General features: G+C 58.4%; 9 protein-coding genes. 6 read left to right on the plus strand and 3 right to left on the minus strand.

From position 1 onward, the window contains the following. The first annotated feature begins 26 nt into the window (after positions 1-26). The 6 genes from IPH10_02325 (at position 27) to IPH10_02350 (ending at position 8,718) form a co-directional block, all read left to right on the plus strand. Complete coding sequence (locus IPH10_02325) at positions 27-431, plus strand: hypothetical protein (protein ID MBK6909762.1); 405 nt, start codon at positions 27-29, stop codon at positions 429-431. A gap of 14 nt (positions 432-445) precedes the next feature. Continuing rightward, entirely contained in the window at positions 446-1,084 is a 639-nt protein-coding gene (gene pilO / locus IPH10_02330; protein ID MBK6909763.1) for a type 4a pilus biogenesis protein PilO, read from the plus strand. After that, entirely contained in the window at positions 1,084-1,650 is a 567-nt protein-coding gene (locus tag IPH10_02335) for a hypothetical protein (GenBank protein ID MBK6909764.1), read from the plus strand. The genes pilO and IPH10_02335 overlap by 1 nt, the downstream gene beginning before the upstream one ends. Before the next feature lie 44 nt (positions 1,651-1,694). Next, the gene (gene pilQ, locus IPH10_02340) at positions 1,695-2,921 is read left to right on the plus strand and encodes a type IV pilus secretin PilQ (protein ID MBK6909765.1); all 1,227 of its coding nucleotides are present in this window, start codon (positions 1,695-1,697) and stop codon (positions 2,919-2,921) included. A 303-nt stretch (positions 2,922-3,224) separates the two neighbouring features. Next, a complete protein-coding gene (locus IPH10_02345) occupies positions 3,225-5,942 on the plus strand; it encodes a S8 family peptidase (protein ID MBK6909766.1) in 2,718 nt (905 codons plus the stop codon). 79 nt (positions 5,943-6,021) lie between these two features. Continuing rightward, the gene (locus tag IPH10_02350; protein MBK6909767.1) at positions 6,022-8,718 is read left to right on the plus strand and encodes a S8 family peptidase; all 2,697 of its coding nucleotides are present in this window, start codon (positions 6,022-6,024) and stop codon (positions 8,716-8,718) included. A 74-nt stretch (positions 8,719-8,792) separates the two neighbouring features. Here IPH10_02350 and IPH10_02355 read toward each other — a convergent pair whose 3' ends face one another. From IPH10_02355 to ftsA, 3 genes are all read right to left on the minus strand, one after another. Continuing rightward, the gene (locus IPH10_02355) at positions 8,793-9,842 is read right to left on the minus strand and encodes a M42 family metallopeptidase (protein MBK6909768.1); all 1,050 of its coding nucleotides are present in this window, start codon (positions 9,840-9,842) and stop codon (positions 8,793-8,795) included. 118 nt (positions 9,843-9,960) lie between these two features. Continuing rightward, positions 9,961-11,196: a cell division protein FtsZ gene (gene ftsZ / locus IPH10_02360; protein MBK6909769.1), complete on the minus strand. Its 1,236-nt coding sequence runs from the start codon at positions 11,194-11,196 to the stop codon at positions 9,961-9,963. Between the two features lie 38 nt (positions 11,197-11,234). After that, on the minus strand, positions 11,235-12,494 hold the full coding sequence (gene ftsA, locus IPH10_02365; GenBank protein MBK6909770.1) for a cell division protein FtsA: 1,260 nt from the start codon (positions 12,492-12,494) through the stop codon (positions 11,235-11,237). Position 12,495 lies beyond the last annotated feature (1 nt).

Genomic DNA, 12,495 nt, shown 5'->3' on the forward strand with positions numbered 1-12,495 from the left:
CTCAAGATAGATTGGCAGGAGGTTCCATGCGGAACGTAATGTGGATGACAATGATCATGATCGCCGGCTTGCTGGCAGTGTCATGTGAAGAGGGAATCAACGAGGACAACAGCTCCGCGAAGGTCACGGGCTACGTCTATCGTTCGCACGGCGACCCGTCCGGAGTGCCCGGCGTGCGAGTGATCATTGAAAGTGACGTTGAGTCGGAGAATCCGTACCTCGGTCCAGACCGATGGTTTGAAACGGATGCCAACGGCTATTTTGAGGCCTACGTCTTCCTCGGTACCGATGAAGAGACCGGCGGGTATGACTATGTCGCCGACTGTCTGATTCAGTATTTCTACCAGGACGCTTCCGTCGGCTTGCCGACCGGCGGCATCACGCTGTCGCCTGGCTCGAACTTCACGATGCCGCCGCGCTATCTCAACTGACGAGGAGTAATTCGATGTCGCTCAATTTACGCAGTCCGGGCACGCAGAAAACGCTGATCGTCATCTTCCTGATGTTCGGCGCCGTCTATGCGTACTCGAACTTTGTGTACACGCCGCGGGAAGACAAAGCGACGCTGCTGGAAAAGAGTATTGCCGAAGAGCAAGAACTCTTGACCAAGGGCAAACGTATCGCCGCGAACTTCCAGACGGTGCAGGAAGACTACGCGCGGCTGATGGAAAGCTGGGATATCGCGATTCAACTCCTGCCGACGCAGCAGGAAATGGACGCGCTGCTGAAGAGCATCTCTGAAGAGGGAAGCCGCCGCGACGTGAACTTCCTCTTGTTCAGGCCGATGGATCCCGTCGAGCAGCCGTACTACTGGGAATATCCGATCCAGATCCGCACGCTGTCATCCTATCACAGTTTGGGCCGCTTCGTGTCGGCCGTCGCCGGATTGGATAGAATCGTGAACGTGCGAAATTTCAAACTGGCCGCCTATCGCCCCAACAAGGGACGAAGCCCCAATACGGTTGAAGCCGAGTTTTTGGCCACGATCTACGTGTTCAAGGAGTTGGGCTCGCCCGTCGGTGTTACACCCAAGGAAGAAGAGACGAAGGGCAAGAAGCGCAAGAAGCCGGTGGAGGACGCATAATGAATTCGCTGATCAAATGGCTGACCATCGTGTTGTGCGTGGTCACGGTGTTTGCCGAAGAGGATAGCCCGGCCAAGCGCAAGAAGCTCGCGCCCAGCGAGCCTGTGGTCGTCGAAACGGACGGCGCGCCCCGCGCGGGCGAGACGCTTTCGACAAAGACCTCAGGGCTTGATTCTCTCGGAGTTATGCCGACAGAGATGGAGACGCAGGCCAACGGCGGCACGCGCCGTGTGAAGCTTGAGTCGCTCGTGTTCAATCGCCACGAGCCGGTGCAATATCTGGCGTCGGATCTGCGCGATCCGTTCCGGGCATTGGTCGAAAAAGACAAACCGGACGACGCGCCGTCGGATCTACTGTCGCTTGACGGCGCGGTCCTGACCGGCGTCGTATGGTCCGATGGAAAATATTTGGCCATGGTTAAGGACAAAGACGCCAAGAGTTTCTTCCTGCGGGAAGGCGACGCCGTACAGAATGGCAAGGTGCTATACGTCGGCCAGACCGAGTCCGTGTTCGAGGTTACCGAATTCGGTGACTACTCGCGCATCACGTTGAAAGTTCAAGGATAATCAAAACGGAGTCCGCTCCGGAAAATAAGCGGAAAGGTGCAAACATGCAGCGGTATTGGAATTTCCTTCTGTTGACCCTACTGGTTTGCTCGCCAGTATGGGCGCAGACAACACGCGACGCGAATTACGAGCGCCGCATCTCAATGAATGTGGAACAGGCGGACATCCGCACGGTGCTGCGCAGCATCGCCGAATTCTCCGGGACGAATATCGTCGCGGGCTCCGAAGTCACCGGTCCGGTCACGGTCCTGCTGAACAATGTGCCGTGGCGCGAAGCGCTCGACAACGTGCTGCGCATTAACGACTTCGTGGCGGTAGAAGAGAAGGGCGTCATCCGCGTGACGACGCATAAAGACATCGCGAGCGCCGCCCAGCTCGAACAGCTGACGACGAATATCTATAAGATCAGGTACGCGCGCGCCGAGACCCTCAAGAAGACGCTGACGAAGCTCTTGAGCGAACGCGGCAAGATGGAGTCGGACACGCGCGCGAACACGCTGATCGTCACGGATATTCCCAACGTGATCGAGGCGATGAACCGGATCGTCAATGAGTTGGACCAGCAGACGGCGCAGGTGCTGGTCGAAGCCAAGATCGTGCAAGTGGATGCCGCGCGCAGCCGCGAGCTGGGGATCAACTGGTCGGCCGGCAACCTGAACAATCCGACCGCCAACACGAAGGCTGGCGCGTCGGTGGATCTGGGTGTCGCTAACCCGACGGGCTCGTTCACGTTCGGCAAGCTGCACAACGGTGTGGACATCGGCGCCACCCTCAGCGCTCTGGAAGAGGATAACGATGCTGAAGTCCTGTCACAGCCGTCCGTGCTGATCAATGACAATGAATCCGCGCAGATTACGTCGGGCAAGCGGATCCCGATCAACCGTCTCGACCAGTCGGGGAATATTGTGACGGAATTTTACGATGTCGCGGTCAAGCTGAACGTCACGCCGCACATCAACCCCAACAACGAAGTGCTGATGACGCTGAATCCCGAAGTCGCTGACCTGTCCGGTGAAGCGACCGTGGCTGGAGGTATCATCATCCTCACTTCGGAAGTCAAGACGACGCTGTTGGTCAAGGACGGTGAAACGGTTGTGATCGGCGGGGTGATTCGGTCGAAGGAGGGGACGCTCAATCGTCGTGTGCCGCTCCTGCACGCGATTCCGCTGTTTGGCCGCTTGTTTGAGTACGAAGTTGAAACCTCGGACAAGTCCGAGATTCTTGTCTTCGTGACCCCGCGGGTTATTCCGGCGGACATGGCCAAGAATTAGTTGGCAGCAACGTGTGATTCTCGCACCGTCGAGAGGCCGTGCGTGGGAAATGCACGTGACAATGCATGTTTTGCACGGCAAGAGGCCCCCAACAAGGGCCTTTTTGCTTGTTTATATTTAGGTTACAGTAACAACTTGGACTGGCCTATGTTATGCTCAAAGTAATTGTAAACATTGACTTTCTTGCACAGTCTCCGTAGCTTTTCCCTGTCAAAATCTGAGATTTATGATTCTCCGTCCCGCCGTGAGTGGGCCCACGGCGGGAACGATCTTTATTGGGCCCCAACAATTTGGAGTGAGTGGATGAGTTCCGCACGAACTGGTTTCTTGATGTTACTGCTGGGGCTGTTGGCGTGCGCGCAAGCGAGCCCTGTTGAACAATGGCAGGGAGTGGATTATCTACAGGGACGCGCGCTCGTTGTTCTCAATGACAACGCCAGCGATGTCGTGCCGCACGTGAATGAATTCGGTGTGGTCGAAACCGGCGTGGCGGAGTTGGATGCTATCCTTGAAGAATTTGAGTGCCGTTCGATGGCCAGGCTTGTGCCGGACGCGATCCTTGACCGCATCCCGACGGCCAGCCCCGAGGCCTACCGTACCTATGTTCTTGTGTTTCGTGCGGAATATCCCGTTCTGACGCTTCTGGAGAACCTTCTGGCGACGGCACACGTGCAGTACGCGGAGCCGGATGTGCTGCAGCGCATGTTCCGCACGCCTAACGACTCGCAGTTCAGCAGCCAGTGGGACAAGACCATCATGGGTTCGCCCGCGGTCTGGGACTTTACCACCGGTAGCCCGAGTATTATCGTTGCCGGTCTGGACACCGGCGTGGATTGGCGTCACCCGGACCTCGTGAATGCACTCTGGGTTAACCCGGGTGAAGACAGCGATGGCGACCAGGAACCTTGGTCCTTCAACGACTATCCCGGTGACATAGACGACCTAAACGGCGCCGACGATGAAGGCAATGGCTACGTGGATGACTTCCTGGGCTGGGATTTCATTCAGGGCATCGGCGGCTGTTTCACCGGCGAGGATTGCGATAACGTCCAGGATAACGATATGTTCGGCCTCGAGTCGCATGGCACGCACGTGGGTGGCATTATGGCCGCGTCCGGCAATAACTCGATCGGTGTGGCCGGGCACTCGTGGAACGGCACGCTCATGGCCCTGCGCTGCGGCTATCTCGCCAGCGACGGGCAAGGCTACATGCCGCAGTCGGCGACCGTGCCGGGCACCTACTACGCAGTGGCCAACAACGTGGACGTGATCAACATGTCGTACGGCGGCGCGGGCTTCTCCAATGTCGCCGCTCAGGCGACGGTTGCGGCGTGGCAGGCCGGTGTGATTCTCTTTGGAGCGTCCGGCAACGACAATGTCAACAGTATTCACTACCCGGCCGGCTATACGGACGTTGTCGCCGTGAATGCGACCAGTCAGAATGACGGCAAGGCCGGTTTCTCGAACTACGGAACATGGACGGATATTTCGGCGCCCGGCGTCAGTATTCCCAGCACGGTTATCAATGGCGGCTATCAGGCTTGGGACGGCACGTCCATGGCCTCGCCGAATGCGGCTGGAGCCGCGGCTTTGTTATGGGCACTGTTCCCTGATTTGTCGAATTCATCGCTGCGTGACTTGATGTACACGTCCGCGCAGAATATTGACACGCAGAACCCTAACTACATCGGCCAGCTTGGTGCGGGTCGTGTGGATGTTGAAAACGCGGCGGCGCTGCTGATGCCGAACATGTCCGTAACCTCGGCACTATTGAATGACAACGGCGGGGATGGCGACCAGCGGCTGGAGAGCGGCGAGACGGCGCAATTGGCGCTGGTCATCACGAACCAACCGAATTGGGCCGCTGCATCCTCCGTTGTGGTTACGGTGAGTTCCCCCGATGAGCGCGTGGTCGTCAGCAATGCCGTCCAGCAGATTGCCTTCCTTGGACCCGGTCAGTCGGAAAACGTGACGGTAACGCTGACCGCAGGTAACATTGGCGATGCCTTCTGGCTGCCGGTGCAAGTGAACATCACCAGCGGTGAGGGCGCGAATCTGAATGTCGAATACGAGATTCGGGTTGGCCGCGGCCGCGTGCTGGTTGTGGATGACGACGGCACGGGCAACTTCCAGCGCTTCCTGTTCAACGAGCTTGAGGAATTCGTCGCGTATCCCGACCTGTGGAGTAATTCGCTTGACGGCACGATCTCAACCTTTGAATTGAGCCACTATCAGGGTGTGTTCTGGGTCTGCGGCAACGAAGCGGTCAACACTTTGATTCAGGAAGAGCGTGACGCAATCGCCGGCTATCTGAATGGCGGAGGTAAGCTGTTCATCTCCGGACAGGGCATTCGCAACGACATTTCCGGTGATGCGTTCTTCGCGGATTACCTGCATGCCGCGGCGGATGGCGATGCCAATACCGGCGACCGCGTGGTGCGCGGTACGGCCGCGAACTCGATGTTTGGCGACCTTAATCTCCTCTTGCAGGGAGGAAGCTGCGCTAACAACGGTCAGATCGGTCCGGATAAGATCACGCCGACCAACGGCGCGGTCGCCGCGTTCGAATACACCACCGTTGGCGGCACAGGCGCCGTGCAGTATGACGGCGACTACAAGCTGATCTACTTCGGATTCTCAATCGAAGCCGCGTGCGGTTTGGCCGGTACGACGCACTTCTCCGAAGTTGTCAACCGCACGCTAGAGTGGTGGGGTGTGCCGCTTGCAGCTGAAGAAATCACGCCGGTGGCCGTGCCGACCTCGATTCGGCTGCTTGGCAACTATCCCAATCCGTTCAATCCGGCCAGCGATATTCGGTTTGAGCTGAGCACGGCCGCACTCGTGACGCTGAATGTGTACGATGTGCAGGGCCGCTTGGTTAACGAGCTGGTCAACGAAGTCATGCAACCCGGTGCGCATAGCGTCCGTTTCGACGGATCGGCGCTGGCCAGCGGTGTTTATTTCGCGCGGCTGTCGAGCGATCATTTCGCTCAGACGGCTAAGATGGTCCTGCTGAAATAGCGCGCCCAGTTTGTCGGTTTGCCCCGGGGTTATTCTAAACGGGAAAGGAATAACCGTGTTTTGTCTGAGGAGTTTGCGCATGGTCGCGCTGCTCGCTCCGCTTCTGGCGTGGGCGAGCGGTGCCGTCGCGCCCGGCAGCGAGTGGTTGCCCGGCCGACTGTTGGTGAATTTCGACGAAAGCGTCGGCGAGGTGCAATCGCAACTACGCGAGCGCGGCCTATTGAGCTTGGACCAGGTGGACGTGGACGAGCTTCTGAATCGTTATGAGGTCTTCGCGCTGACGCGCATCGTGCCCGATGGCGTGCTGGATCGCATGCCCGCCGAGCCCGACGCGCGCCGGCTGGTCGTCGTGGAGTTCCCCGCAACGTATGACGTACTTGCCGTGCGTGATGCGTTTTTGGCGCTCCCGGCGGTCGCTGATGCTGAACCGGATTACCTCATGCGCCAGCTCGATACCACGCCGAATGACCAGAGCTGGAATCAGCAGTGGGACAAGCGGCTGATGAACTGTCCGGTCGCCTGGGACTTCAGTCAGGGCAGCCGCGAGATATTGGCGGTGGCAGTGGATGGCGGTTTTTTCTGGTCACACGATGATGCCTACGATAATTTGTGGGTTAACCCCGGCGAAGACGTTGACGGTGATCAAGTTCCGTACTCGTTCCCTGATTATCCGGGCGACATAGATGACCTGAATGGTATTGACGATGACGGCAACGGATTCGTGGATGATCTGATCGGCTGGGATTTCATTGACAACATCGGCAATGCCGCGCCAGGCGAGGATGCGGATGTGCCGGACAACGACAGCTATAGCATCGGCAACCACGGCTCGCACGTACTGGGTTTGATTGGCGCACGCGGCGGCAACGGAATTGGCGTGGCGGGCGTGTGTTGGAACATGCGCATCATGGCCAGTCGGGCCGGCTACGTGCCCAGCAATGGCGAAGGCGTGGTGGTAACCTCCGCGGCAATCGCCACGATTAACTGGGCGGTCGCACATGGCGTGGACATTATCAATATGTCTTACGGCGGTCCGTCGTTCAGCAATCAGGTGAACAACACGATTCAAGCTGCCTGGGCCAGCGGCGCGCTGCTGTGCGGCGCGTCAGGCAACGATGGCTCAACCAATCCGCAATACCCCGCCGACTATGTGAATGTCATTTCCGTTGGCTCCGTGGATACGGACGATGGGCTGTCGAGCTTCACGAATCGCGGTCCTTGGGTCGAGTGCTACGCGCCGGGCGGCGGCGTCTATTCACTCAATCTGAATGACGGCTATACCAATTTGCAGGGCACATCCATGGCCAGTCCCAATGCGGCTGGCATTTTTGCTCTCGTCTGGTCCGTGTTTCCTGACTTGAACAATGGACAACTGCGTGACTTGGTTTTGCAGAACTGCGCCGATATTCAGGCGGCTAATCCCGGCGTGGATCCGACGTGGCTGGGGTGGGGAAGAGTGGATGCGGAGCTGGCACTGGCCGCGTTGCTGCCGAACCTGTCCGTAAACGCCGCGACGATTTCGAATGATAACGATGCCGACGGCCGCCTCGAAGCAAACGAGACCGGGCAATTGGCGCTGTCCGTGAGCAACGCGACCGATTGGTTTGAGGCGTCAGGCGTAAATGTGACGGTCACGTCCAATGATCCGAATCTCACGCTGTCGAACACGAACTACACGATTACGTCACTGCCCGGCGGACAGACGCAGCAGTTAGCGAATGCGAACGCCACGATCGCCTGCGGCGCGAATGTGCCCTGGGCGTACACGACGACGCTGACGGTTGAATTTTGGATCCCCGGCGACGTGCGCTTGGTTCGCAATGTTACGCTCCGTATTGGGCGCGCGCCGACACTGGTAGTCGACGACGATAACGGCGCCACGTTCGCCGGATTCTATGGCGCCGCCCTCGCGAATGGCGGCTATAATTTCGACGACTTCTCGACGGCGCTTGACGGCGGTGTCTCGACCCAGCTTCTGAATCATTACGACAATGTGATCTGGGCCTGTGGGAACGAACAGACCGGCACCTTAACGCAGTCGGATCGCGACGTCCTGCAATCATATCTTAGTGGTGGCGGCAACCTCATGCTCGTTGGCCAAGGGATTGACGAAGATACTGACGTGCGCAACAGCGAGTTCTACACAGATTATCTGCACTCGCAGAGCGGAGCGGCCGGTGGTTCCACGCAATTGACCGGAGTCGTTGGCGATCCGATCTCGGAGAACGCTAATTTGATTCTGCTCGGCGGTGGTTGCGGCAGTAACGGCAATGTCAGCCCGTCAGTGCTCACGGCCACCAACGGCGGGGTGATTGTCTACACCTACAATTCCAACGGTTTGGGCGGTGCGGTGCGCTACTCAAACGACACATATCGCGTCGTGTATTTCGGATTTGCGCTCGAGGCCGCCTGCGGCTCCGTCGGCTCAACTCACCACCGCGAAGTTGTGCGGCGCGTTATGAACTGGTTCGGCGCGGTCTCTGACGCCGACGATTCGCCGAACGAATTGCCGGTGAGTTTCAACGTGTCGCGCGCCTACCCCAATCCGTTCAACCCGGAAGCCAGCGTAGACCTTGAATTGAGGCGCGAGTCACACGTTCGCGTGACGCTGCATGACGTTCTGGGCAGGCAGGTCGAGACAATTGTGGACCGACCAGTCAGCGCGGGTACGCATACGCTGACGATTAGCGGCGCGAACCTGCCGAGCGGATCATACTGGCTCAATGTTTCCGTGGACAACCTCAGTCAGACGCAGCGTATTGTTCTGCTGAAGTAATCACGGCCTTGTAGCAATTAGAAAGCCCCGCGAGAACATCGCGGGGCTTTCTATTATTGCACGGCGTAATATTTCTATAGCTTGTCGTCCAACTCGTAGCCTGAGCCCGTCGTGGTTTCAAGATACGCGGCCAATAGCTTCACGCAGGATTCCAAGTCATCTTTGTGCGCCGTTTCCACGGTCGAGTGCACATAGCGCAGCGCCACCGAAATCGCGCCGACCGCCGTGTTACCCGAGACCATGCGGATCGCGCCGCCGTCCGTGCCGCCGCGCGGGAGGATTTCGTACTGCCAGGGAATCTTTTTCTTCGTGGCGATGTCCTTCAGCTCACGCACGAGCTTCGGATTGGAGATCATCGAGCCATCCATCACCTTGATACACGCGCCGCCACCGACTTTGGTCACATGATCCTGCGGCGGAGTGCCGGGGATGTCCGCTGCAATGGTCACGTCCAGCGCGATACCCACGTCCGGCTTGATGTCATTGGCCGCGCCCATTGCGCCGCGCAATCCGACCTCTTCCTGCGTGGTGGCCACGGCATAGATGTGCACCGAGTGCTTCTTGACGAGCTTAAGCGCCTCGATCATCAGCCACACGCCGAAACGGTTGTCGAGCGACTTGCCGGTTAGGCAATCACCTAACTCATCTAATTCGCGCGCCATGGTGATCGGATTGCCGACTTCGACTAACTTCTCAACTTCCTTATGCGGCAGGCCGAGATCAATGAAGTAGTCGGTGACGTCCAGCGACTTCTTCTTTTCCTCTTCCTTCAAAATGTGCACAGGCTTTGCGCCCATGACACCCAGCAGCCGTTTCTTGGCTGTGTGTACATAGACTCGCTGGCTCATCATCGTGCGCGGATCAAAGCCGCCGAGCGGCTGAAAGCGCAGGAAACCTTCCTTGTCAATGTGCGACACGATGAAACCGATTTCGTCCATGTGCCCGGCAAGCATCACGCGCTTCTTGCCCGTACCTTTTCGGTAGCCTGTCAAGTTCCCAAGCGAGTCCACGCCAACCGTTAACCCGACTTTTTCGAACTCGGCGCGAATCAAAGCTCGAATGCCCTCTTCGCGGCCCGATACGGCGTGACATTCGCACAGCCGTTTCAGCAATTTGAAATCCATAACTCCTCTATGGTGTTTGATTTCGACACCTTTTGGCCATAATAACAATTCTGCCGCAGAAATGCAAGAAAAAGGGCCCCGGTTCCCCGGAGCCCTTTGAAACGTCTGTGCAAATCCGTTAGTCCATCTGGCGGCGGAGGAAGGTCGGCACTTCGAAGTCTTCCAGTGAACTTTCGCCCTCGTCGCCCACGACGACGGGTTCGGTGCGACCATTCACTTCGCGCGTTAACGGACGCACGTTCATTGGGAACGATTCCGGCATGCGTTCGATCCGAATCGGCTCGCGCCGCAGGACCGGCTGCGGAGTTTCGGCAACCGCTGCGGGGATCACCACGGGCTGCGGACGCGTGATCACCGGAGCGCGATAGACATTTTGCGTCGAGCGCGAATGGGCCGGTGCACGGTTGAAGCCGGTGGCGATGACCGTGACGCGCACTTCCTCCGAAATGTTACGATCAATCACGGCGCCAAAAATCACTTCGGCTTCCTCGCCTGCGGCCTCGGTGATCACCGTCGTTGCGTCGGCGACATCCATCAGCGTCAAATCGCCGCCGCCCGTGATATTCACAAGCACCGAACGCGCGCCGTCAATCGAGACTTCTTCAAGCAGAGGAGAGGAGATTGCCTGCTGCGCCGCTTCCACCGCGCGATGCTCGCCCATGCCCACACCAACGCCCATCAGGGCATCGCCCTTGGCGGCCATGACCGTGCGCACGTCCGCAAAATCGAGATTCACCATACCCGGTTCACTGATCAAATCGGAAATACCGCGGGTTGCATGCAGCAGCACATTGTCCGCGAGCTTGAAGGCATCAATCAACGATGTCGAACGATCCACAAGCGAGATCAACCGCTGATTCGGAATCACGATCAGTGTGTCTACCTGCGCACGCAATTCTTCGATTCCTTCGAGCGCATAGGTCATGCGCTTTTTGCCTTCAAATGAAAACGGCTTGGTCACGATACCTACGGTCAGTGCTCCGATTTCGCGCGCTACTTCCGCAACGATCGGCGCCGCGCCAGTGCCCGTGCCGCCGCCCATACCCGCCGTCACAAACACCATGTCCGCGCCGGTCAGAAGCTGGCGGAGCTCGTCGCGATTTTCTTCAACCGCTTCACGTCCGACTGCCGGATTCGCGCCTGCGCCCAAACCGCGCGTTGAAGACATGCCAATCTGCATCTTGCGGGCCGCGGCGTTTGTCGCCAGCGCCTGCGCATCCGTATTTACAGCGATAAAATCAACATTCTTCAGTCCCGCCTCGATCATCCAATTCAGGGCGTTGCCACCGGCACCGCCTACCCCGACAACCTTCATCTTTGCGCCCAACGTATTGTCGGCGAACATGAATTGCATGGCTGCCATTGCTCGTACTCCTTGCTATGATTGAATTATCAAAAGATTTCAGAGAAAAACTTGCGCACTTTGACCTTTGTGCGCGAGGTCCACGATTCGGAATTGCCGCCGGACGCTAGCATCTCGACATACTGCCGATTGCCATAGCGCACCAGGCCGACCGCCGTCGCAAACTTGGGTCCGTATGCCGCGTGGTCGTGTCCATGCATCTCGACCGGCGTGCCCACGCGCACCGGTAATGCAAAAATCTCTTCGGCGATCTCGGGCATGCCGCACATCGAAGCACCGCCGCCCGTCAGAATGACGCCCGCGCCAATGTGATCAAGCACGCGCGCGCGTTTCAATTCGTCGCGCGCAATGGTCAGAATTTCTTCAACGCGAGGTCCGATGATTGACACCAGCATCGAGCGGCTCAATTCGCGAGGTTCCCGGCCGCCGATTCCTGGAATCTCGAGGAAGTCGTTCTGACCAATCGCGCGTTGATGAGCCGAACCGTGTTCAATCTTGATAAGTTCCGCCGAGTCCATCGGTGTGCGCAGTCCCATGGCGATGTCGCGCGTAATGTAATCGCCGCCGTAACCAATCACGACCGTATGGCGAATCGCGCCGCCTTGAAATGCCACTACGTCCGTCGTACCGCCGCCGAAGTCGAGCAGCACGACGCCGAGCTCTTTTTCGTCTTCGGTCAGCACGCTTTCCGCGGACGCGAGAGGTTCAAGAATCAGGTCATTGACCCCGACGCCCGCCCGCTTGCAGCATGCGATAATATTCTGCGCTGAAGACACCGCGCAGTGAACGATATGAACATCCGCCTCCAGACGCACGCCCGCCATCCCGACGGGCATGCGAATGCCGCCCTCGGCATCCACCATGAACTCCTGCGGTAACACATGCAGTACGCGGCGATCCGGCGGCAGCAGAATCGTGCGCGCTGCTTCGACGACTTTCTCGACGTCGGCGGTCGTCACTTCGCCGGTCTGTTCACCGCGCCAGCGAGTCACCGGAATGACCCCGCGCGAATTCAGACTCTTAACGTGTTCGCCCGCGATTCCGGCCCAAACCGTGTCCACGTCAACGCCGGCCTTGTCCTGTGCGAGCCCGATGGCCGTGGCGATATCGTGCGCCGTCTGCTCCAGATTCACGACGACGCCGCGCCGCAATCCGCGCGACGGAACGCAGCCCATCCCCAGCATGCGCGGTTCTCCGTCCATATTCGGCTCCGCGATAATCGCAACAATTTTCGTCGTCCCGATATCGAGACCGCAAATAATGTCCTGGTGCGGATGCGAGTGTTTCATA

This window comes from bacterium (genome assembly GCA_016702305.1).
Lineage (GTDB): Bacteria > Electryoneota > RPQS01 > RPQS01 > RPQS01 > JABWCQ01.

What these genes read in the sequence shown, in the direction of transcription:
- IPH10_02325 (MBK6909762.1), top strand. Translation starts at nt 27, where the DNA reads ATGCGGAACGTAATGTGGATGACAATGATCATGATCGCCGGCTTGCTG.
- pilO (MBK6909763.1), top strand. Translation starts at nt 446, where the DNA reads ATGTCGCTCAATTTACGCAGTCCGGGCACGCAGAAAACGCTGATCGTC.
- IPH10_02335 (MBK6909764.1), top strand. Translation starts at nt 1,084, where the DNA reads ATGAATTCGCTGATCAAATGGCTGACCATCGTGTTGTGCGTGGTCACG.
- pilQ (MBK6909765.1), top strand. Translation starts at nt 1,695, where the DNA reads ATGCAGCGGTATTGGAATTTCCTTCTGTTGACCCTACTGGTTTGCTCG.
- IPH10_02345 (MBK6909766.1), top strand. Translation starts at nt 3,225, where the DNA reads ATGAGTTCCGCACGAACTGGTTTCTTGATGTTACTGCTGGGGCTGTTG.
- IPH10_02350 (MBK6909767.1), top strand. Translation starts at nt 6,022, where the DNA reads ATGGTCGCGCTGCTCGCTCCGCTTCTGGCGTGGGCGAGCGGTGCCGTC.
- IPH10_02355 (MBK6909768.1), bottom strand. Translation starts at nt 9,842, where the DNA reads ATGGATTTCAAATTGCTGAAACGGCTGTGCGAATGTCACGCCGTATCG.
- ftsZ (MBK6909769.1), bottom strand. Translation starts at nt 11,196, where the DNA reads ATGCAATTCATGTTCGCCGACAATACGTTGGGCGCAAAGATGAAGGTT.
- ftsA (MBK6909770.1), bottom strand. Translation starts at nt 12,494, where the DNA reads ATGAAACACTCGCATCCGCACCAGGACATTATTTGCGGTCTCGATATC.